This is a genomic window from Burkholderia sp. 3C (genome assembly GCF_054589155.1).
This window is the reverse complement of sequence record NZ_BAAILN010000016.1, coordinates 13530-34434: the sequence shown is the minus strand read 5'-3', so window position 1 is coordinate 34434 and position 20905 is coordinate 13530. Positions and strand designations below refer to the sequence as shown.

Genomic DNA, 20905 nt, shown 5'->3' with positions numbered 1-20905 from the left:
TCGTGGTGAAAATTATTGATGGAAAGGCTTATGTTGTAGCATATGATTTGCGCGCAGGTATGATTGTGTGGAGTTTGGTAAACTATGCAATATTTTTAACAGAAACTCTTTTTCTTGAGCCATCGAGTATTGATGCGGCGCTGCGATCAGTGACCACATATCGAAATTTTCTTATTAAAAAGTTCGCTGTAGATCGAAAAAAGCAAGTTGATGAATTTCAAGCGTCTACTGATGCTCTTATGGAGGCGTTTCGTGACGAGGAGTTCGAGGTCGTACGTTCTCGATGGAATTCGAGTCACGAAGACGCCGTAGCGAAACGTACGGTGAATCGGAAGTTAGTGCACATCTATAATTTTCTTAATTGGTATCAATTTTCAAACAGATTTGCTAATTTTTTTGGTGGAGAGCACGGTGCGGTTACCACCTCTCTAAAATCAGAAGATATAAATATTAGAAAAAATCCGCTGAATGAAGGGGGCTCTAAATATCGATATCCACTACTGTATCGGCGTGTTGGTGAACGGGCACGTCAACCGCGCGGATACGAGGCGACGCAGAAGAATGTGGATGCGTTGAGGCACTATTTTTTTGAAAATTTTACGGACTACGTCGCCATTAGAAATAATTTAATAATGGATATCGCTGATCGAATTGGATGGCGCCGAGGGTCAATTAATTCTCTGACATGCGATCAGTTTTCGGATTTTTCATTAGATAAAATGACTGATCGTGGACTTATTTGCGTGCCAGCGAAGCAAAAAAATGGCTATCTCGATTCGTTCTATATTCCACCGGCGTTGGTTTTTCGGATTGTGGAATTTATCCGTGGTCCAAGGCAGACGCTTGTCGAAGAAATGGGTTGGCGTCAAGTTTCGGGAGTCGGCCCTGTCTTTATATCCGCTAGGGATGGTTGCCCGCTTGAGGATAAAACTATTTCGACTATTTTTGGAAAGGCGTTTTCTGCAATTGGTGTTGAAAAACGGGCTGCGCTGCACAGTCTGAGAACTAAATTTGTCAATGACGCCATCGCGGCTGAGACAGATGCAAGGTTGAAGTTGGGTCTCGATACGAGTTCCGATTCAATCTCAGCCGCAGTTTCGCATGATTTAGGGCATCATAATATCGACTCCATCAAGGCATATACCAGTGCGAACCAGACCAGGCTATTAAGTCGCAAGCGTCAGCGCTGACTTATCAGTCGCAATCTGGACCGGGCAATAGTCGCCCGCATCCCATTTGCCATGGACGTAGCTTAAACTCGTATCATTCTTAGAGTCGCTAACACAAGTCATCCACGAATCGCGAGCAGATGACGGCGGCAGCCAAGACAAGCAGAGCGGCATGAATGTCGAGGCGTCGTTCGAAGCGAATCCTAAGCTTGCCGAGTCCGGTGAACTAGGCATGCGTGCGCTCGACGACCCAGCGATGCTGTCCGAGTCGCTCACTGCTTTCCACGCCGCGACGGGCGATGCGGGCCTTGATGCCGCACTGTCTCAGATAACGTCGGCAACGAGCAAAGTCATAGCCCTTGCAGCTTGCTCGGACGTTTGCGCGGCTGACCGTTAAGCCCGGCACTGCCGGAATGGCATCGGCTCGAACGCCATCGAGTCGTGTCGGTTGGCACCGGTGACCGTGGTAGCAGAGGGACGCCGCGAGCGTCTACGACGATATGTCGATTCGATCCGAGCGTTCCCCGATTTGTCAGGTCGGCGCCGGTTTCCTGGCCCCCGGGGGCTGGAGACACTGGCTCCATCGTGGCTTGCCGGCTCTCAATCGATCTGGTCGTGCTCACGCAGCCGACGAAGCATCGCCAGATGTAGCCGTTCCCACACGCCGGCGGCCAACTGGTCCCGTAGACGTCGCCAGCACGTCATGCCACTGCCGAAGCCCAGCTCCTGCGGAAGGTCCTCCCAAGGGATACCGGTCAGCACATAGAGGATGCCGTTCAGGGCTGCTCGATCATTACGGCGTTCGCAGCATCATGTCCAGGTTGTGTTAGCGGCTATTAGGCAAGTGGTCGTGTACGGTGTTTCAGACAACGGCTCTAGACGTCTCGTGGTGTCCAATCGGGGTTTGTATGATTATTTTAAAATTTGCAATTAATTGCGTTCTATTTGATCTTCTATGGTTTTGTGGATGTTCCGTGTAGCGAGGTAGCCTTCAGAAATCATTGCTTGCGCCGTTATTGCGAATGAATTTCCATTTCTCAGTCTTTAAAATTTATTCGTGCAAATGCGCAACATAAAAATTTCAACTCGTCTCATTGTGGGATTTTCACTCCTGACGCTCTTGCTAATCGGCGTCGCTGCTATCGCATTTTTCGGGCTATCGAGAATGAACATCCGAATGGATGATATCGCCCGAGTGAACAACACCGAGTCGCGACTTGCCAACGAGCTGAAAGCATCGATCCAGGACCGTGCAATCGCCGTGCGGAACCTTGTTCTGTTGCAGGACCGTCAGGACGTGCTCAAAGAGGTTGAGCGCATCCATAAGCAGGAGAAGATCTACGCAGACTCGGCTGCACAACTACGTAAGATGTTCGCTGATGAGCCCGGCACTACGGAAACTGAACGTCACATGATGGTTCAGATCGATCACGACGAAGCGCTTGCGGTGCCGGCTATGAACAAAGCCGTTGATCAGGCGGTAGCGAACCAGATTGACGTCGCCACTCAGACGATCATTCACGAGACGCGGGCGCCTCAACTCGCATGGCTGCTGAAGGCTGTCGAATTGGCAAGCCGGGAAGACCAAGAGAGCATCGAGGCGCGCAACGACGCTATCACTACATACCGCAACGTCCGTATTCTGGTTGGCACACTGGTGGCGCTGGCTATAACCTTAGCAGTTATTACTGCTGTTGCTCTGACACGTAGCGTGCTGCGGCAACTCGGTTGCGAACCCAGCGATGCTCAGAAGATCGCTGGAGAAATCGAGGCCGGAAATCTCCTTGTAGCCATTCCAGTTGCGCCCGGAGATACAGGCAGTCTGGTCGCCTCACTTGAGGCGATGCGCAGCAGCCTGACCAAAATTGTTTTGGGAATAAAGGTATCGGCTGAGTCCATTGCGGCTGCGGCTGATGAGATTGCGCAGGGCAATCTTGATCTATCCCAGCGTACTGAGGAGCAGGCTGCCTCGCTCGAAGAAACAGCTGCAAGCATGGAAGAACTGACCGCCACGGTCAAGGCGAACACCGACAACGCACGTCAAGGCAGCTCGATTGCAGGGGCCGCGTCACAAGCGGCCGCGGCAGGCGGACACGTCGTGGATCGCGTCGTGAGTACCATGAACGATATTTCATCGAGCTCATCGAAGGTCTCTCAGATTATTTCGGTGATCGAGAGTATCGCCTTTCAAACTAATATTCTTGCACTCAATGCTGCCGTCGAAGCCGCTCGCGCGGGAGAGGAGGGGCGTGGCTTCGCTGTCGTTGCTGGAGAGGTGCGCACCCTTGCACAGCGCAGCGCAGCAGCGGCGAGGGAGATCAAGGGACTTATTGACGTATCGATGCAGCATGTACATGTCGGGTCGGAACTAGTACACGGTGCCGGAAAGACGATGAATGACGTTGTTCGTTCTGTGCAGCGTGCCAGCGACATCATGAGTGAAATCGCTTCTGCCTCGATAGAGCAGACTATGGGAATTGAACAAGTCAACGTGGCAGTCAGTCAGATGGACGAGGTCACGCAACAGAATGCTGCGCTCGTCGAGCAGGCCAGTGCTGCTGCCCGTGCAATGGCAGATCAGGCTGAGACGCTACGCGCAGCCGTGACCATTTTCAGAGTCGATCAATTTTCGGGAGAGGCTCACCGTCACCGCGCAATGCAGGGCTAGTTCGTTGTCCCCTGCAGCGAGTCGACGATGAAAAAGAGGGTATCGGGGTAGGCGAGCGGAGTTCGCCTACCCCTTGTCTAGCGATTCGGTTCAATTAGCCGCTCGCTGCATGCCGATAGGCGTGAGCCGTTGCTAGATAAATGGCTAATTGAGCGTTCTCATGTCGCGGATCGCGTTGGCGGGGAACAGCTGAGATGCGAGCAATGCCGCTCGGGCAGCCTCTACGTTCGCGGTGAACACGACCACTGCGAGATCTTTGACTGCGCGAGAGCAGCAAACATAGAACAGCCTGCGTGTGCGATCGAGTACCGATTCTTCTCCCGCAGCTATATGCGATTCATCTTTTTCTGAGAGTGGTTCGTATCCGAGGTACTTGCCGTATGAGTACTGTTTGTGAGTTGACTCCTCGTCCAGTACAACCAATACGCGCTCGAACTGCGCACCCTTTACGCCTTGGTGTGTCGCGAACGGCGACTCATCACGCAGGTATCGAAGGTATGACCAGAGTTCGGCGACGCTGCTTTCGAGGAAGGCTGCTACGTTTACGTATCCAGATGATCCATCATCGACAGGGTTCTCTTGAAAATGAGGTCTAAAACGGTCGTCAAGCTCTAACAATTCGCTCTCTCGCACATGTCGAAGGATGTCTCCGGCCGTTGATTCTGAGCCTTCGGCTAGTAGATCATCAAGCTCCTCGACGGCCGCCTCCAGAGCTGCAAGCAGGGGCGCGACCGGTTCAGCGCGAAGCCTATCAGGTCGCAGGCAGGGGCTTGCCGCACGAAGGATCGACATGACCGTAAATTGATCACCCGCACGTCGCGCCGCGATCAGTGGCAGTAGATGTTGAACAAATGGTCGGAGGGGCCAGGCTGTTCCGTCGGTAATGCCTTCACTTAAACTCAACGGAGCACGGTCATTCAGTGCTGCGTAGAGCGAAGCGAAGCCCAACCGTTTGGCTGCCTCGCGGTGTACGAGGACTAGCAGCCGGACATCGCCGCTTCGAAGATCACTGTTCCAGAGTTCGTCCTCAGTCTGCTCGGCTAACCAAGCTCGCACGTGTCTCAAATGGGCAGTCCGATGATCATCGCTCGGTAGGATGAAGATGTTGGCTGTCCCAACAACAGGTTCCGGCTCGCCTGCTCTCTCCACGGTGCGACCGCCTGTTTGTACGAGCCCATCGCCAGCTTCACGAACCCTATTGATGACGCTGAGCACTGAGGTTGGGCAGCGGAAATTCTCTGGCTTCTCTATGCGTGCCCATTCGGGAAGAGGAGTGACTTCGCCTGCTCCTGTCGCATAGATTTTTTGCATTGGGTCGCCAAAGAAGCCCACGCAAAGAGGCTGCTCACGAGCAATGAGCCTGAGTGCGTCAATGATAGATTCTTGAGTATCTTGGCTTTCGTCGACGAATATGTACGGAAACCTGCGCGCTACGATTTCACGAAGCAATTCATGCCGCTCAATACAGGCTGGCGCAAGCTTGAGGATATCGTCGTGACCGAGGATGCCCTCGGAGTAGCGGCTACCTGTTCCGTACGTAAACCTCTCCACCTGGCTTACTGCCGCAAGCTCGTCTTGAAGGGCGGCTATTTCTCCTTCCAGACGAAGTTTGGTCGCAGCTTGTGTTCTGGGCCTATTGATGTGAGCCTGCCGCTCGTCGATTTTCTCCCCTATGCGTTCCGCGACCCAGACACCGATATCTACTTGGAACGAGCGAATAATATTCCAAAGGAAGCTATGAATTGTTGAGATGTGGAATAGTGCCGTTGCTCCCACATCGGCGGTAATTTCACCGACAGCGACTTCCGTATAGGTGATGCATGCGATTTGTTGGCCGGCGCGTCGTAGCGCTGGCCCGCGCGTCTCGCCGAGATGCGAGAGCGCCTTGATCAACGATGTGGTCTTCCCGGAGCCGGCTCCGGCCACCATCACGAACGACCGAGGTGGCGACTCGCCGAGACGGCGGCGTACCTCAACATCGGCTTCGGTATCTGGACTTCCGATTCGGCTTGTCATACCGCCACCCTATCGAGAACGATGTCACCTGGGGCCGGTGGGGCTACCGCATCGCCATCTGGCTCAGCCAGAGGCGCGATTTCGCCTTCGAGCCACTGTAGCCCTTCAGCAATGTAGGTTGGGACCGACCATTGCGTCGGATCCTCGCTCAGCAGAGCGAGAGCAAAGTCCGTTTTGCCGAAGCTCTTGCTTTGTACCTTCTTGTAGATGCGTTTAGCGAGAGCCGTGAGGTCTTTGCCTCTGGGATTTCCGATGCGGAGCTTCAGAGCCTTCCGGTCAATGCTTTGACACCATTCCAAGTTTTCCAGTGCGAAAGCCTCTTCGAGCGTTCGGCCGGACAAAGATTGGGTTTCCCCAAGCCACTCGACGTCGATACGCGTCTGATAGGCAACGCGCACAAGTGCCTCGCAGTGCTCCTCGCGAGCCTGGGTCTTTTGTTCTGGCGTGGCTGCCCAAAGATCAGCGACGGATACTTTCCTCGGCAGCCATTGTTTCAATGTCTGGTTGGAGGTGACGGCATCAGGGTGATTTGCGATGCATGCTTTGCCAGGCTTGCCTTCCACCTGGTCGTCACCATCGTCGTTATCTTCGTCGTCTTCCTGATCGTCGGCCGGGGCTGCATCCGCGTCATCGTTGGGCGGTTCGGGATCACCAGCAAGCGCTGCCGGTCGCGGATGGACGCTGTCGAGATCAGTGATGACAAGTGCCGTGATACCGAGGAATTCGATCAGTGACTTGAAGCGATAGCCAAAAGCACCTCCGACCTCAAGGATCGTCAAATAGGTTGATTGGAGCCCGGGCGCAGCATTAGTAATCATTTGAGGCAGCAGCAGTCGTTCGACGTTGCCTTCCACGAGGACTGCACCGTCAGCAAAGAACAGATCGCAGTGGGCGAGCTTCAAATAACGTTCTAGGAAGGTGCGCACGTCGGGATCGGTCGCGTCATAAAACGACGACATGTTCAGGACCGACGATGTTGAGACGCCGGCCGAGCGGTTTCGCCGGAAGTAGCGAATTGGCTTGAAGCCGCGCTCGTACAAGATGTGCGTCGAATGCGTCGTGACGACGACTTGGCTCGTATAGTGAACTCGCTCAACTTCATCCAGCGTGAGGATGGACATCACCTTGCGAATGAAGGCCTGTTGAAGTTGAGCATGTAAATGGGCCTCGGGCTCCTCGATAAAGATGAGGTGTAGCGGTGGCCGATTCTCTTCGATCGCAAGCCATTGCGCCTGCAAATCGAGCAGCTCAACCACCATGAAGATCAGGTTCTTGAAGCCAAGGCCGTTGTAGCTATCCGGTAAGGTCGGTGGGTCTGCCGCGCCATCGTCTGGGCCGAGCGCGTAATGCACGCGTGTGCCGTTTGAACTGCTCATGATCGCAGTTGGATTGAGGGCGGAGCGGAGCATCAGTCTGGGGTTACTGACGCCGGGGTAGCCAAGTTGAGCGAGGCGTCGTAGCGTTGGCTCGAAGACGCGTTCAAGGTGGTCATTGAGCAAACTCTCGGACGCCGCCAGAGCCCGCAACGTAGCGTGATCCGTTGCTCTCTGTTCTAGGTTGCGCTCGTAGAAGCGGCTTAGTACGCGAGAAAGTGTCTCGGCTCGTGCACTGCCTGGTGCGTCCGCCAGATGCCGCTGGGCATGCAAGAAATCGATACGAAGCAGTCCGTTGAGTATCTCGCGTCCAGTGCGGTCGCGACCTGTCAGAGGCATGGGCGAATAGCCGGGCTCCGCGCGCATACTTTCATTGAAGCGAGTATGGTCGAGCACGAAGTAACGCAGTTCGTACTCGTTGTGAATCTGCTCGCTCAAGAAATCTTGGAGATTGCGCGGCGACGGATCAATGTCGGGTCCCGCCCCCTCACCGATGGCTTCGAGCGCGAGTTGCCGAGCGTGCCGGTATCGGGCGCGAGTGGCCGCAGGATCTACTGGAGCGAAGGCCACTCTCAAGCCAACTAGCGAGCCTTGCCACGTAAGGCTAGGGAGAAGATCGACAACCCGGTGAACGTCATCCGCCGTGATCTCAAACCAGATATCGGCTTCAATTGTTGGTAGCGTCACGTCATCAGCGCCCTCGCCATACGCGACGATTTGTGGCCATAGGTTGGCACTAAAATCGTGGACGCTGAACTTCCCTCGATCTGTGAAGATCTGGAGCGCATGTCCTGCCGATGTCTTGCCGCTGTTGTTCGCTCCGACAAATATCGAAATATCGGAAGCGAGATCGATCACGACGTCGTGTAGACGTCGAAAATTGCGCAAAGCAAGTTTCTTAAGGTGCATCTTTCCCCCGCTTGGTCATTTACCCGATTTCCTATTATGTGACTGGATCAGATGTTAGCGGAATATGGGCCGGTTGCGGTGAAATGGGAGGCCCCTATCGGCATCGCGTCGCCCGCGATAAACGGCTTAGTCGAGATTCCAATAATCGGGAAGCCCCTGGCGCATCATTTTAATAGTCGAAAGCACGCTCGGTTATCAAGAATGCACGCGTTAGGCAACAGCAGAAATTCGTCCGAAGGCTCTGTGTATTCCAGTTGCGACGAGCGAAATGCATTCTGAATGCCGTGCGGTTTTAGATGGCACCCACCTGTGCCTGGACGCATCCTGCGCGGCGGTTGTCACCACTGACCGACTGGCGCCCCCACTGCGGTGGAACGGGAGAGACCCCCAAAAGTCGCGGATCGGCTCAAAAATCGAGAGTTTTGGAGTGGCTAATGATGCGTTTTCTTATGTTTTGAGTGAAAATTGACTGGTACGAATATGGCAAAAGGATCGTGTGGTATGAGAAGACGCGCAAGGGACGATTTTAAACAGAAAATTAAAATGGCGCTGTGCTTGCGAGCTGGGACCCACTGCTCCAATCCGGGATGTCGTAAGCCAACTAGCGCCCCAATCTCCGATAATAGCCTTGATGTCAGTAGCGTCGGCCAAGCGGCGCACATTACAGCAGCCGCACCAGGCGGACCTCGCTACGACCCGTCTCTGACACAAGAGCAACGCGCAGGTATCGATAACGGTATCTGGCTGTGCAACAACTGTGCAAGGAAAATTGATCTCGACGAGTCGCGTTTTCCGATCGCTTTGCTGCGACAGTGGAAGCAAGAGGCCGAAACGGCCGCACTAGAGGAGCAAGGCGAGTCTCCTATTGCTCGGGCCGAGTACGATCTGATGCGTGCCACAGTTTTTAAGGCACCGGTGGGACGATCTGTTGCAACCGCAGTTGCCACGATGTCTCGCATGGCTGCTTCGGAGCTGGAGCGTCTTGACCCGCGCTTTGCGGTCCAGGTCAACTCCGTGGGAAATTCGACCCATATTGCGCTTCGAGCCAAAGAGCCGGTTCGATTCACCGCGAGCATTGCTCCAAGCCATCAAGTGGAATATCGCGCCAAGATGCGCGATCTTAAGGCCCATGGAACTCCGGTCGAGATGAGTGCCGACAAGATTCAGCTTAGCGGTTCTGCTCTGTTGGAACTGATGCCTACTGATTCAAATGGAGTTGTCAGGTTTGCCGCTAGCTACCGGCAACGCGCGGTGCAAAAAATAACGCTTCAAAACTCGGAAAGCCAAGCTGTATTTGCTATGGATGATGTCGTTGGTGAAATTTTCGGAGGAAATGAGTCGATTACCTTCGAGGGGAGCACATTCAATGGCATTCTTGGTATGCGCTATCGATATAATTACGCGACCGAACTCGCGCGACAGCAGCAGGATGTCGAAGTTACACTTCACTACGATACCTGGCGCGATCGAACGCTCCGCAAACTGCCTTATTTTGATAGGTTGTATCGGTATTTCGAATGCATGTGTAGAGGATGGGATATTTCGATTTCATTAGAAATTGAAGGGATTTCTGTCATTTCTGGATCCAGAGAGAAAGTATATAGCGCTAAATCACTTGGTGAGATTTGGTCTTCCCTCTTGTATTTGAAACGTGTTCGAGATTTGCTATCGTTTTGGAATAAAGATTTGCCATTCCAAGTTGCTAGTGTTTCTGCTGAAGAAATCCGCGAAGTGTTTCGGGTGTGGGAGATGCTGTTGGGCGGACCTGTTGTGCGAGGGCGAGATATTGAAGCAGGCACCTGGGAGGTAGTGCCGCAAGGAGAGCAGGAGGTGGCGATGCTTCGACAGATCGTCGGGAAAAATGAGGCGCGCTCTTTTGCTCTTGTTCGACCTTTCGATACACCATTGAATTTTATGGGGACGTACGTCTCGCTTGGATCTGTCAGTGTGCAATATTCGAACGTAATTTTTAGGTCAAGGAAGAATCCAGACGATTTTAAGGATGGCGAGTTGATTGAGCTTTTCGTTGAGCCTACTGAAGACAGTGTGCTGTCGCTAGAGCCTTCTCCGGACTCTCCGTTTGCCATAATCAATACAATGAAGTCGACGGGATACATTTCGGACAAATCGTAAACGAAAAATTATTGTCAATTTCAGCTCCGCGCGCAGCTATTGCATCGTCAAGATTTAGAGCCGCTAACACAAGTCATCCACGAACCTCGCGCAGATGACAGCGGCAGCCAGCACAAGCAAAGCGGCATGAATATCGAGGCGCCGCTCGAAGCGAATCCGCAGCTTGCCGAATCCCGCGAACCAGGCATGGGTGCGCTCGACCACCCAACGATGCCGGCCGAGCCGCTCGCGGCTTTCGATACCGCGACGTGCAATGCGGGCCTTGATGCCGCGCTGTCTCAGATAGCGCCTGCAACGAGCGAAGTCATATCCTTTGTCGGCGTGCAGTTTGGCCGCTCGCTTGCGCGGCTGACCATTCAGGCCCGGCACGGCAGGAATGGCATCGAGCGTGGACTCGAATGCCATCGAATCGTGTCGGTTGGCCCCCGTGACCGTGACGGCCAGAGGAATGCCGCGTGCATCTACGACGATGTGTCGTTTCGATCCGAGCTTGCCGCGATCAGTCGGGTTGGGGCCGGTTTCCTGGCCCCCCGGGGGCTGGAGACGCTGGCTCCAGCCAGGCTAGCTCGCTCCCAATCGATCTGGTCGTGTTCACGCAGCCTGCGCAGCAGCGCCAGGTGTAGTCGATGCCATACACCGGCCGCTTGCCAATCTCGCAGACGTCGCCAGCACGTCATGCCACTGCCGAAGCCCAGCTCTTGCGGGAGGTCTTCCCACGGGATGCCGGTTTGCAGCACATACAGGATGCCGTTGAGCGCAGCTCGGTCATCGACCGTGCGCCGGCGTCCGCCCTTGGGCGAGGGGGTGAATTCCGGGATCAGAGGTGCCAGCGACACCCACAACTCGTTGCTGATTTTGCGTCTTGCCATACCGCAGACGATACGACCTTCGCTGCTTCATGTACAGGTTGTGTTAGCGACTCTTAGATTCATGCGCGTTGGCGCTGTGCCGATGGCTGGGCGCTAATCGGAAACTCGGCCGAATTGTTCAATATACCAAGCCATAAATAACTAAGAATTACATATGGTCGTTGTATTAGGCTGGCCGAGTATCCCAGAAACTGTGCGTTATGTCATGCACATCATTACTGAGTTCCCATATTAAAATGGGTGCGTGAGGTGAATTGGGTTTGCTGAATAAGTTATTTAACTTATCCTGAAGATTGTCAATCGAAACTCCTTCTTTGAGATTTGAAATTCTTGAGCCCGAAAAACCTGTGCCGCTATGTCCGACGAAAAGCTTCTCTACGTAGTCGATGGCTTTTAAAGTCATCCAAATATATTCTTTTCGCCCGCTATGGACGAAGCGGCAGCTCCAGTCATAAATTTTCTTTAATTCAGCGAAGGAGATTGGAAGTAAGAAATATGAATCTCCGTACTCTTTCAAGAATGTAAATGCTGGGCCGGCTGGGAAATGATCGGAAGAAAATTTTGATCCGTTTGGGTTGATGGTCTTGATGGACTTAAAGCCCATCATGGTGCTTAATTTGCTTTCGATGGAAAGTCGCAGTAAAAATATGACTGAGAATGAATCGATGACTTGCTTTTGTCCTTGCAGTTCTATGTGATTATATGTCGCCTTTAGTAGCGTAGACCGAGCAAGTGTGAAAAGTGTGTGCCCAGGAATAACTGTTTGTCCAAAGATCACTCTTTTGGTTGCTATTGCTTCTTGCAGTTCGGTTTCGAGTTCGGAAATTTCGTCTATTATCTGATCGAGTAAGTTTACCAGGTCATCCTTCTCTGTCCATATGCCAAGAAGGCTGGGCTTATGGGGGTGATCTGTTAAAAGATCAACTATCAATTGCATCTGCTCAACAATTATTGGAAGATTGGCCAGGGGATTTTCTCTAAGTGTCTTTGCGGAAGGGAATTTTCCGAGATATTTCTTGTTGTATTTTTTGTGATTTTTTATTTTTCCGATGATGTTTGTTGCATTTGTGATAAGATTTTTTGTTTCGGTGCTATTCATTAAGGGTCTCGGTGATTGGTGTTGGGGGGGGAATTCAGTTAACTTTTATATGGCTGAAATAGGATTGACCTAATCAAGGGTGCAACGTTTTGGTGCGTGGCTGCTTCGAATCGTCAACCGGCGCTTGACCATCGCCGATAGTAGCGTTACGTCATCCTGCAGTTCCAGCGACTTACGGAGCAACTACGGCTGATCGCTGCTGGCATCGTGTTTCGAGTGCGGGAAGTTTGCTTCGGAATGTTCGATCAAAAGCGTAAGCAATCGCTGATTGAATGCTGCGATCGTAGGGTTGTATGGCAGGGTGTATGGGGAAAAATCGTGGTCTCGGGCCGGCCGTGGTCGATGCGTGTGCCGTGTCGCGGCAAACGTGTCTTTGCACGCACGCCATAGAAACCCTGCCTCAGTAGTATTCAACGATTTGCTGGCAATTTCGACGAAGCGTTCTTCGATCCACTGCCAACGGTCAAGAACGTCTTTTTCATCCATGTATTTCACGCATCCCTTGTAATCATCCTCAAATTCGGCCTTCGCTTGTTTGTCGAGATTTTTAAAAAAATCAAATAAATTCAAGCGAGTGCACAAATTTTTTAGTATATCCTTAAGGGGTATAGGGGGGGAATATACTTGCCCTGATGAGTCCTCTTGCCAAGATCTTTCCAGATGATGTCGATACTCGCTGTCATCTTCAATCAAATCTTCTGCGATGTCAAACAGGTGATTGATTAACGTGAAAATAAAATTAACCTTTCTCTTTCCTGCAATGAGGTCCGATTCTCCCCAGATCACAGGAGACTCCCAGCGCATGAGTTCGCCGGCATCAATTCTGAATATTGGAATGGCGGGAAAATCCGTCAAGCCGTGCTGGAAACCGAGTTCGGCCGCACATTGGTCAACACGGTGCTTCAGTCGATCAAAATTCGTCAAACGATCGCGGTCAAACACCATGGCTGCAGGAACCAAACTACGCTCGCCTAGCGCCTCCCGTAGGGCATCGAAAAGTTTGATAAATCGAGACCCCGTTATCACGTCATCTAGCAGGATGACAGTTGCAGTTTCCGGTAAATCATCGCAAAATTCGCTGGCAGCATCGTTGACCGTCCGACCACGAACCCTTCTATCGTTGCGTGGAGCGCTCCAAACGCGCACCTCAGCCGGAATAGAATGTGCCGCGCAGGTCAATTTTAAAAGCTGCGTGGGAACGGTATTGCCTAATGGTGATTCCACAATGAAAAGGGTCGTAATCTCTTGGCTTTTGGCCCACATTACGATTGAATTAATGAGATGAACTAATTTGGAAAATTGGTCTTTCCCTACAAAATAAAGCCCTTCAGCACCTCGCTCCATTGCCAGCGTCAGCTCGGCCGGGTGCTTTTTTGACGGATCAAGCGCTGTGGCGGTAAGCACCAGATTGGCAATGGCTTGTGCAGCCCAAAACAGACAGGCAGCCTTGCCTGTTTCGTCGCGCGCGCTGTTAGCCAGTATTCGTCGATTCCATATGCGTATTTTCTCAAGTGAATTTACTCGGACCGGCTCCTCGGCGAGCGCATGGGCAACGCTTTGATCACCAATCCCGAGAATGCGCAAGAGTTTCTTCGCTTCGCGTTCGATCAAGGAGGCGTCGGCGATCGCGTAGAGGTTCGATAGGTGCTTCGAGTTTTGAAATGCCATAAGCGATGGATGTGGGTATCGAGCGATGAAATCCGTCATGCTACATTGGTCGGCCAATCTTATAATGATGCTCGTAGCGATAAGTGGCGGTATTGTCCGAGAAGCACTGGCTGTGGCGGGCCGTGGATCAGCACGGCGCCGTCCTTGATGTCCTGGTGCAACGCCGGCGGGACGCAGTTGCCGCCGAGCGCTTGATGCGCAAGTTGCTCAAGCACCACGGCCGCCCGCGGGTGATGGTGACGGACAAACTGCGCAGCTACGCGGCAGCCAACACGGCATTGGGCCTGAACGTCGAGCACCGGCAGCACAAGGGGCTGAACAACCGGGCGGAGAATACGCACCAACCGACCCGGGTACGCGAGAAGGTGATGCGGCGGTTCAAATCGGCGCGCCAGCTACAGCGGTTCGCCTCGGTTCACGGCCAGGTTGCGAACCTGTTCATGGGGTGTCATTACCAGGGCGACGCGCAACAGAAACGCGCAGCGCGTGCCCAGGCCATGGCGGTCTGGGAAAAGGCGTCGTGCGCCCGCTTGGCGGCGTAAGCTAATCAATGAGCCGCGACCATCGCCATGTCTCGTCGCCTGCCGAACAACCTGACAGTATCATCGCGGGTGCTCGGCCGGAGCGATGGCCAAGCCAGTGGTTATGCCGGCTTCTCGGCATAGCTCGGCGCGCGGTGCTGCTCACGCAACCAGCGCGTGTCTGCCAGTGCTTCGACTAGCTCACGCGAGACCGGCTGCCAATCTAACCCTGCCTCTTTTGCGTCCGGTTCTTTGATCTGCCGACGCAGGCAACTGAGCCAGCCACCCAGCGCGGAGATAGGACGCACGTGTCGCCCTTCGGCAGCCCAATACTTGGTAAGGCCACGAGAGTGCGTACGCAGATAGACGATCAACGTCCCTTGGGGACGTGCGGCATCCACCCGTGCGCCGGCGTCGAGCGCTTCGGCGATGACCCTGAGCGCTGCCTGATTGACTGGCGAGTAGAGAACTTCGACTTTCCGCAACCTGGCGTTTTCACCGTCCTTTGCGGCTAGCCAACAAACCGCCGCCACCAGTCGGTGCATGCCGTTAGTGCAGATAAGCACTCCACCGAAGGCCTGCATCCGGAGCGGACGGGCAGCCTCAGGGACCGGGAATGGCGAGGCGCCAATTTCCGATTCGAAGTAGTCGAGCGCGTCGTGCTCCCAGCCGATACCGTGAATTCCATCCAGCAAAGACCGCCAAGTTTTCGCCTTCTCTGCGAAGCTCTTGTGGCTGAGCGCAAAGATCTTCACGAGCGGTACATCCAAGTAGGCGCGACGGTATAGCGGTAGCGCCAAACCGGATGTCGCCGCGAATATTTCGCACTGGTGGGCGACCGGTCGATCAACGATTACGGCCGGCGCGGCCGACAGCGCGTTCCGAATAGCGGGAAGTGTAGGTGCATCGAGCATTTCCAGTGCGCGCGATTCGCCGTAAATGGCGGCCAGATCGGCCAGGGTGGGTTTGTCGGACATGTCACCTTGATTCAAAATAGTACGCTAGTTGTTCACGGGCCGGCTGTTTGAGTAACCGAAAAGTGAAGTGGCTCCTCAGGACCTTAGTATCGCCGAAGGGGGCATCCAATTGCCGTGCCCCGCGCCGACCAGTTTCACACGGCATGCGGCGATCCTCTAATGCCTGCAGCCGGCAACATCACGCAGCAGGCACAATACCGTGTTTCGGGGGCAGGTGTTGAGGTTCGAAAACACGCGTGTGCTTTCTTCCCCAGAAATCATTCCAATTGTGCGTTTGCAACGCCTAACGGATATCTCAATCCTTTACGGCAATTTCAGCAAGCCTACCCAGCAGCGCTCGCGCATCATCTTCAGGCAATTCGGTGAACAGTTCGGGTAAATAGTCCACGAAAAGTTCGGGCTCACTTTGTCCGCGATCGAGACGCCATGACACTTTTACATTGGAGAGGACATTTTTCAAACCTTCATCCAGCGTCAACAGCTCGACTTCGATTCGCATATTCTGGGATTCGGCAATCCATTTCACAAGCCCCATCCTTGGAATCAGGTAAATGTCACTCAATACATTGTGAATTTTATGCAAATCCTTGAGCTTGAGAATGTCGCGCGCATCGTCATTTCCGTATAAGCACGCGATGAACATCACAACGATGACATCATTTTTTTTTAGCCCGAAAGATTCCGCCGTGCGAAACAAAAAGTCCTCTGAGGAGCGGCGTTTGTTGCTGGGAACTTTGTTGAATACAACCTCGATAGCCTTCTCTCGAAACGCTGCCCTGGTGTCACTGCTCCCCTCTCTATATCCTGAAAATATTTTAATAAAAATTTCTTTATTATTTGTCAAGTACGAGGAATCTGTGCGAGCGCGCTTAAAGAACCGGCTAACAACGTCCGTTTCCTTTTCAACTTGCTCATCCTTCTCGGTCGGACTGTCGGGTCGACCTTTTTCCCCTTCCATCAAGGATATTATCGGGCTGATCGCATTTTGCCGTGCGTCGATCTCCTTGAGGTGGGCGAGCATGCGCTTCTCTTTTTCTCCTTTTTGCTCCTTGTTCACCAGGGAATGTTTGATGACTGAAATAACGTTTCGATCAAGAAGAAATAGGGCTTCAGTTCCCACATTTGCTTCCTCAGCGTTCTTTTGTCGTTGAATAGCTTGTGCTACCCGCTCTTCACGACTTCCCCTCTGTCTTGCTTGGCCCATGTTTTCCTTTTTTGAAGCATCGCCGGCACATATATCCGGTTGGCAGTTCACTACGTATCAACGGGTAAATAAATGCTACGAAGTGTCTTTCGTCAAATGGCAAGCCCGCTCGATACCGATATGGTCAAGCGGAAAGTTGCGACATGACAAATAGAGGGTTTTAGCGCACCCCTCGTTTCACGACTGAATCGACGAATTCTTTCATGGCCTTTTCATGCTCGAAAATGCTATCGATGCTGCTAGAGTCCTCACCTGTGACCACTTCGAAAGCAGCAGCCAACAGCGGATTCAGCATCGAGCGCGTCTCCCTCATCCACGCTTCGCTACCGATCGTGCTTGAGTAGTTGAAGCGCGCGTCGTCTTGATCTGCATACCATGGGAAGAAGGCCTCGGTCGCATCAATCGAATACCGGAGAAAGACGGAATACTTGCCCAGGCGACATGCGATTTCCGAGTAGGACGTTCTGTCTGGTAGGAGATCTGCACATCCCGCTAGCCTCGCGATGTCGTGGCTGGCCAATCTGAGCTTCTTGTACGTTGCTGCCGGCTCCAGCTCATCTCGCGCGCCGGCAAGCGCGATATGGGCCTTCAGAGCACATTCGATCCCCATCAACAGATCGACAAACGATTTGATACGTCCGCTTTTGATCGTCACTCGATCCCAAATAATATCAAACCTCTCAGCGAAATCGCGCGCGTCGAACGCGTAAAGCTGCCCCACCTCGTGAAGAATGGAAAGCGGTAGAATAGACATGAATTCGGTTTTTTCCTATGGGGACCATCTATTTGCCGAGTAGGCTCACCAACCGGGCATTGTACTTTGAATCATCCCGCCGCATTCACTGGTTGGCATTCAGGTAGGTCGTAGTGGCCTGCAAAGATGTTTGTGAGACATCTCTCGTTTAAGGGCGCCTCCGGTTTTTAAAATATCGGCTGGATTCTCTTTCCCCACTATAACCAATGCGACGTCCCCCCCGCCCTTGAGTAGCGCAACGCTTTAGAGTCCAATCACGTAGTTAGGAGATTGGGCATGAAGAAACGATTCACCGAAGAGCAGATCATTGGCTTCTTGTGCGAGGCGGAGGAGTATTTTTTTGTCCTGTCAGAGATGAATCAGCCAGTCGTCTGGTGCGTCAGCAGATCTTAGCCGTCAGTGCGCGAGTGTTTCGCCCAGTTTGATTCGTGAATCGATCAACGACTGCTGCATGAATCCGATTGGTAGACAGGGTGTCAGGATATTATTAAAGTTTGTGCGTCCAATGCCGTTATTTGAGTTGCGATCGTGCGAAAAGTGATTTTGTAATTTAAATTTGACGTTCGACGTAAATTTATAAGTTTTTAGTGTTGAGGGAAAAATGAGTGGCCAAAGCAAAACCCCAATCCCTGGAATCACGGGCCTTTCCGTCCAATCGTTAGCAGACAGAAAAAGGAGCAGAGAAGAGCGTCGTCTTAGGAAAACGCAGCCGTCTCGTATCGTCATCGATATAATGAGCTTGTTTGCGTTGGCTCTATTGGTCGGCAGTGAGTTCTTCTTCCCCTTGGCTGACAAGGAGTTTCCGGATCGCTCATCAACGCTTGTTGTTGAGCTTGCACTACTTGGCGGACGGACGCAGAACTCGATGGAGAAGTTCGACGCCAAACTTGCTGAATTCAAGATAGCGACATACGGGAAGTCACGAGATATCGCTGCAATTGGAGTCGACCTCGATAAAATCCTCGCATACGAGGTTCAATATCTTGGTTACTTCATACCTGCAGGGATGGTTTTGGCCGATGAGCTGGACAGGTTGAAACTGTTGGTGAGTCAAACAACTAGTTGGGAGAACACGGGCGAAGGGAGGCAAATTTTGGAGGCCGTAAAAAATATCAAAGTACTTCAGCCAAGACTTAACGAGTGCTATCAAGATGCATTGTCGAGGCAGCGGACGATCGACGCGGCGCTGTCGGAAGGACCCAATGATAAAACTCGAGTCGACTTGTCGATAGCTTCAATCAATTCCATTGGAGACTTATTAAAGGGAAAGACTGGTCGATGGATGACATGCCGAAGTGATCTCGAAGAATTCGATCGTCAGCTCGTATCGATGACAGCAAACTATTCGTTTGTGGTTGAGCAACTTGAAAATCGCGCTACTTGGGACCGGCGACTCAGGCTAATGTTGAAGGCCTTGGCGACCCTGATTCTGGCAATTTGCGGCGCGACGTACCGTAACAAATGGCTAAAGGCGGCAACCAATTCGTTTGGAGGGTGATGGTTCTGTGAACTCTGTAGTGGGCCGCTTTCAGAGAGTTGCGTGGCGATGATTTTATTGAGAATCAACGCATCGAGATCATCCTCAATGCATACAATCAAGGTTGTATAAATTATGTTTGAAAAAATAAAGAATTATCCTGGTGAGGTGCTCACTCGATTGTTGGCGATATTTCTGAGTGTGCTGTTTTTCTATTATTTCCCGTTCCTCGTCTTTGTGAGCTACATGGGCTACAAGGGGTTTTTTTCATACGACCTCTTGGCGGTGGGGCGCGTTGGCATAGATGTGTTCTACGCTGTTGGTGAGTTCTTGGTGGTGCTTTTGTCGGTCGCTCTTTTTGGTGTGGTTACCCAAGTTGTGCGTTCCGTTGCGCATCGCCATCCAAGTTTGAGGCCTCCATATGCGAGAGAGATAAAGGTATCGCGCGGAGATCGATTCGGCACTTGGGCGTTGGGGGGGCTCAATGCGCTGATGATAATATTGGTCGTTATGGGTGTGTATCGAAGATCGGGGGATTGGGAATTCCCCGATCTCGTCTTTAGTTTCATCCACTTGTCGATACTTGGCATCTGGGTAAATGCGCATATCGGTGTTGTTATCTATATGAGAGCCAAGGCAGTTCTTGGCTCGCTGTTGATGGGTGCGATGTGGCTAGTATATATTGTCGTCGCTTATCCGTTGCCGCTAGTCCGTTTCATGGATTTGTCGCTTCAGTATTTTGGTGTGGGCGGCGGTCTGCAAGTGAGTCTGCACGTGAGAGAGGGTGGTGAGATAAAGAATTTAGAAGGGAAGCTGCTCTTTCTCTCTCCCGAAAACGTCTATTTATTACCTCCCGGCGTAGATGGTCATATCCTGATCGTGCAGCGACGTGATGCGATAATGCTAGATATCAAAAATCTCAGCGGATTTGGCCATCGTGGCCAACATTCCTCTTAGCGTCGCAGAACACGTCGCCGACGAATCTTGAGCGCATGGACGGAATGTACATTTGAGAAGCGCCGTTCGGAGATATAACCGTCATAAGAACGGATGCGGACTTTTCCTGCGTCGGCAAACCGAGCAGGCGTGAACTTGACGACCTGTCGCCCGCGTGCTTCGTATCTCTCCATCCAGATTACGGGCTGTTCGTCTCGACAACGAGCAGCATCCGGACCAGCTGAAGACTAGAAGAAGTCGCCGATCTCGACCCCGAAAGCGTGGGCTAGGCGTTCGATGTTGTCGATCGAAATGTTCCTGGCGCCACGTTCAACGTGAGCGATGAACGAGCGATCTAATTCGGCCGCGGCAGCAAGTTCCTCTTGAGACCATCCGCGCTCAGCTCGCATGCGACGAAGGCTTTGAGCTAGCTGTAGCCTTGCCGATTCGACGCGAGATGAAGGGGGCGGGAGCTGCATCCGCCGAATAGTGGGGAAATTTGACTATACCGTCAGTAGCCTTTGAGTCACAATTTCGCCCCTTCATAACTCCAAAGAACGAGCATGTTTTTGACGCACGACGATTGGGCCGCAAGCCGAACCGCCCAATTAATTTCAGCTCCGCTTATTCCTTGGCGGCAGCTCGCCTTGACGCCGGCTGGCCCGAAGTTCTTGATCAAGGTCAGCCCCAGCGTGGATGGAGTGGCGAAGACATGGTTGGCTTCTGGGCTCGACGCTCTTCGAGACTTTGCGCGTGACTGGGCCGGGCGGGTAGATAGTGTGTTCCTGATCAAGGCGGATGGCCCTGGCCAAAGCGAACCGGCATTTGATCGGGTGATGGAGATACGAGAAATTCACGACGACTCGACGCCACCATTCTTCGTCTATCAGCGCCGGGATGGACACTGGGAGTGTCTAGAGACGTTTCCGCGACAGAAATTTAATCAACATTCAGCAGATAGAGCGGCGAGCGTTTTGTGCTTTCAAACTGATCAATTAGTTAGTGAAATGAAAGATTTGTAACGCTGGAGCCGCGCATCCACATTATTTCATAATGTGGAAAATCTTCCTCGAAGTCCCGCGACGTTTCCTTCTCCGTACCTAGGGCAATTAAAAAAAAACGCGGTTCGCGA

General features: G+C 52.6%; 15 protein-coding genes and 2 pseudogenes. 7 read left to right on the top strand and 10 right to left on the bottom strand.

Annotation, left to right across the window (positions count from 1 at the left end; all coding sequences use genetic code 11):
* The first annotated feature begins 2 nt into the window (after window positions 1-2).
* Window positions 3-1190: a hypothetical protein gene (locus ACYP33_RS02550; RefSeq protein ID WP_459619517.1), complete on the top strand. Its 1188-nt coding sequence runs from the start codon at window positions 3-5 to the stop codon at window positions 1188-1190.
* An 88-nt stretch (window positions 1191-1278) separates the two neighbouring features.
* Here ACYP33_RS02550 and ACYP33_RS02545 read toward each other — a convergent pair.
* A pseudogene (locus ACYP33_RS02545) lies at window positions 1279-1970 on the bottom strand (IS5 family transposase); the annotation flags it as partial.
* A gap of 262 nt (window positions 1971-2232) precedes the next feature.
* Between ACYP33_RS02545 and ACYP33_RS02540 the strand changes: the two are divergent.
* Window positions 2233-3837, top strand: coding sequence for a methyl-accepting chemotaxis protein (locus ACYP33_RS02540; RefSeq protein WP_459619538.1), 1605 nt, complete (start codon window positions 2233-2235; stop codon window positions 3835-3837).
* A gap of 144 nt (window positions 3838-3981) precedes the next feature.
* Here ACYP33_RS02540 and ACYP33_RS02535 read toward each other — a convergent pair whose 3' ends face one another.
* Together ACYP33_RS02535 and ACYP33_RS02530 are read right to left on the bottom strand one after the other, a co-directional pair.
* Window positions 3982-5766: a UvrD-helicase domain-containing protein gene (locus tag ACYP33_RS02535; RefSeq protein WP_459619536.1), complete on the bottom strand. Its 1785-nt coding sequence runs from the start codon at window positions 5764-5766 to the stop codon at window positions 3982-3984.
* 83 nt (window positions 5767-5849) lie between these two features.
* Complete coding sequence (locus ACYP33_RS02530) at window positions 5850-8135, bottom strand: ATP-dependent nuclease (RefSeq protein ID WP_459619515.1); 2286 nt, start codon at window positions 8133-8135, stop codon at window positions 5850-5852.
* 501 nt (window positions 8136-8636) lie between these two features.
* Here ACYP33_RS02530 and ACYP33_RS02525 point away from each other — a divergent pair.
* Entirely contained in the window at window positions 8637-10268 is a 1632-nt protein-coding gene (locus tag ACYP33_RS02525; protein ID WP_459619513.1) for a hypothetical protein, read from the top strand.
* A 63-nt stretch (window positions 10269-10331) separates the two neighbouring features.
* On the opposite strand, the gene ACYP33_RS02520 is transcribed toward ACYP33_RS02525, so the two are convergent.
* From ACYP33_RS02520 to ACYP33_RS02510, 3 genes are all read right to left on the bottom strand, one after another.
* A protein-coding gene (locus tag ACYP33_RS02520; protein ID WP_459619511.1) for an IS5 family transposase occupies window positions 10332-11137 on the bottom strand; the annotation gives its coding sequence in 2 pieces (ribosomal slippage) (window positions 10332-10807 and window positions 10807-11137; 807 coding nt in all).
* Window positions 11138-11303: 166 nt separating this feature from the next.
* On the bottom strand, window positions 11304-12236 hold the full coding sequence (locus ACYP33_RS02515) for a hypothetical protein (protein WP_459619509.1): 933 nt from the start codon (window positions 12234-12236) through the stop codon (window positions 11304-11306).
* 183 nt (window positions 12237-12419) lie between these two features.
* Window positions 12420-13943, bottom strand: a complete 1524-nt coding sequence (locus ACYP33_RS02510; protein WP_459619507.1) for a hypothetical protein — start codon at window positions 13941-13943, stop codon at window positions 12420-12422.
* Window positions 13944-13987: 44 nt separating this feature from the next.
* Between ACYP33_RS02510 and ACYP33_RS02505 the strand changes: the two are divergent.
* Window positions 13988-14446 (top strand): annotated as a pseudogene (locus ACYP33_RS02505) (IS6 family transposase); the annotation flags it as partial.
* A gap of 101 nt (window positions 14447-14547) precedes the next feature.
* On the opposite strand, the gene ACYP33_RS02500 reads toward ACYP33_RS02505, so the two are convergent.
* The 3 genes from ACYP33_RS02500 to ACYP33_RS02490 all read right to left on the bottom strand — a co-directional run bounded on the left by ACYP33_RS02500 (window position 14548) and on the right by ACYP33_RS02490 (window position 17360).
* The gene (locus tag ACYP33_RS02500; protein ID WP_459619505.1) at window positions 14548-15402 is read right to left on the bottom strand and encodes a hypothetical protein; all 855 of its coding nucleotides are present in this window, start codon (window positions 15400-15402) and stop codon (window positions 14548-14550) included.
* Window positions 15403-15697: 295 nt separating this feature from the next.
* On the bottom strand, window positions 15698-16606 hold the full coding sequence (locus ACYP33_RS02495; RefSeq protein WP_459619503.1) for a hypothetical protein: 909 nt from the start codon (window positions 16604-16606) through the stop codon (window positions 15698-15700).
* 160 nt (window positions 16607-16766) lie between these two features.
* The gene (locus ACYP33_RS02490) at window positions 16767-17360 is read right to left on the bottom strand and encodes a hypothetical protein (protein ID WP_459619501.1); all 594 of its coding nucleotides are present in this window, start codon (window positions 17358-17360) and stop codon (window positions 16767-16769) included.
* Between the two features lie 601 nt (window positions 17361-17961).
* Here ACYP33_RS02490 and ACYP33_RS02485 point away from each other — a divergent pair.
* The gene (locus tag ACYP33_RS02485) at window positions 17962-18858 is read left to right on the top strand and encodes a hypothetical protein (protein ID WP_459619499.1); all 897 of its coding nucleotides are present in this window, start codon (window positions 17962-17964) and stop codon (window positions 18856-18858) included.
* 114 nt (window positions 18859-18972) lie between these two features.
* On the top strand, window positions 18973-19794 hold the full coding sequence (locus tag ACYP33_RS02480) for a hypothetical protein (protein WP_459619498.1): 822 nt from the start codon (window positions 18973-18975) through the stop codon (window positions 19792-19794).
* A 227-nt stretch (window positions 19795-20021) separates the two neighbouring features.
* Here ACYP33_RS02480 and ACYP33_RS02475 read toward each other — a convergent pair whose 3' ends face one another.
* Window positions 20022-20252, bottom strand: coding sequence for a helix-turn-helix domain-containing protein (locus ACYP33_RS02475; RefSeq protein WP_459619496.1), 231 nt, complete (start codon window positions 20250-20252; stop codon window positions 20022-20024).
* An 84-nt stretch (window positions 20253-20336) separates the two neighbouring features.
* On the opposite strand from ACYP33_RS02475, the gene ACYP33_RS02470 reads away from it, so the two are divergent.
* Window positions 20337-20795, top strand: a complete 459-nt coding sequence (locus tag ACYP33_RS02470; RefSeq protein ID WP_459619494.1) for a hypothetical protein — start codon at window positions 20337-20339, stop codon at window positions 20793-20795.
* Window positions 20796-20905: the final 110 nt, after the last annotated feature.

Bases quoted from the DNA above. Each gene is read 5' to 3' on its own strand.
- ACYP33_RS02535 (WP_459619536.1), bottom strand. From the start codon at position 5,766: ATGGTGGCCGGAGCCGGCTCCGGGAAGACCACATCGTTGATCAAGGCG.
- ACYP33_RS02485 (WP_459619499.1), top strand. From the start codon at position 17,962: ATGAGTGGCCAAAGCAAAACCCCAATCCCTGGAATCACGGGCCTTTCC.
- ACYP33_RS02510 (WP_459619507.1), bottom strand. From the start codon at position 13,943: ATGACGGATTTCATCGCTCGATACCCACATCCATCGCTTATGGCATTT.
- ACYP33_RS02490 (WP_459619501.1), bottom strand. From the start codon at position 17,360: ATGTCTATTCTACCGCTTTCCATTCTTCACGAGGTGGGGCAGCTTTAC.
- ACYP33_RS02540 (WP_459619538.1), top strand. From the start codon at position 2,233: ATGCGCAACATAAAAATTTCAACTCGTCTCATTGTGGGATTTTCACTC.
- ACYP33_RS02515 (WP_459619509.1), bottom strand. From the start codon at position 12,236: ATGAATAGCACCGAAACAAAAAATCTTATCACAAATGCAACAAACATC.
- ACYP33_RS02525 (WP_459619513.1), top strand. From the start codon at position 8,637: ATGAGAAGACGCGCAAGGGACGATTTTAAACAGAAAATTAAAATGGCG.
- ACYP33_RS02530 (WP_459619515.1), bottom strand. From the start codon at position 8,135: ATGCACCTTAAGAAACTTGCTTTGCGCAATTTTCGACGTCTACACGAC.
- ACYP33_RS02470 (WP_459619494.1), top strand. From the start codon at position 20,337: ATGTTTTTGACGCACGACGATTGGGCCGCAAGCCGAACCGCCCAATTA.
- ACYP33_RS02500 (WP_459619505.1), bottom strand. From the start codon at position 15,402: ATGTCCGACAAACCCACCCTGGCCGATCTGGCCGCCATTTACGGCGAA.
- ACYP33_RS02475 (WP_459619496.1), bottom strand. From the start codon at position 20,252: ATGCAGCTCCCGCCCCCTTCATCTCGCGTCGAATCGGCAAGGCTACAG.
- ACYP33_RS02480 (WP_459619498.1), top strand. From the start codon at position 18,973: ATGTTTGAAAAAATAAAGAATTATCCTGGTGAGGTGCTCACTCGATTG.
- ACYP33_RS02495 (WP_459619503.1), bottom strand. From the start codon at position 16,606: ATGGGCCAAGCAAGACAGAGGGGAAGTCGTGAAGAGCGGGTAGCACAA.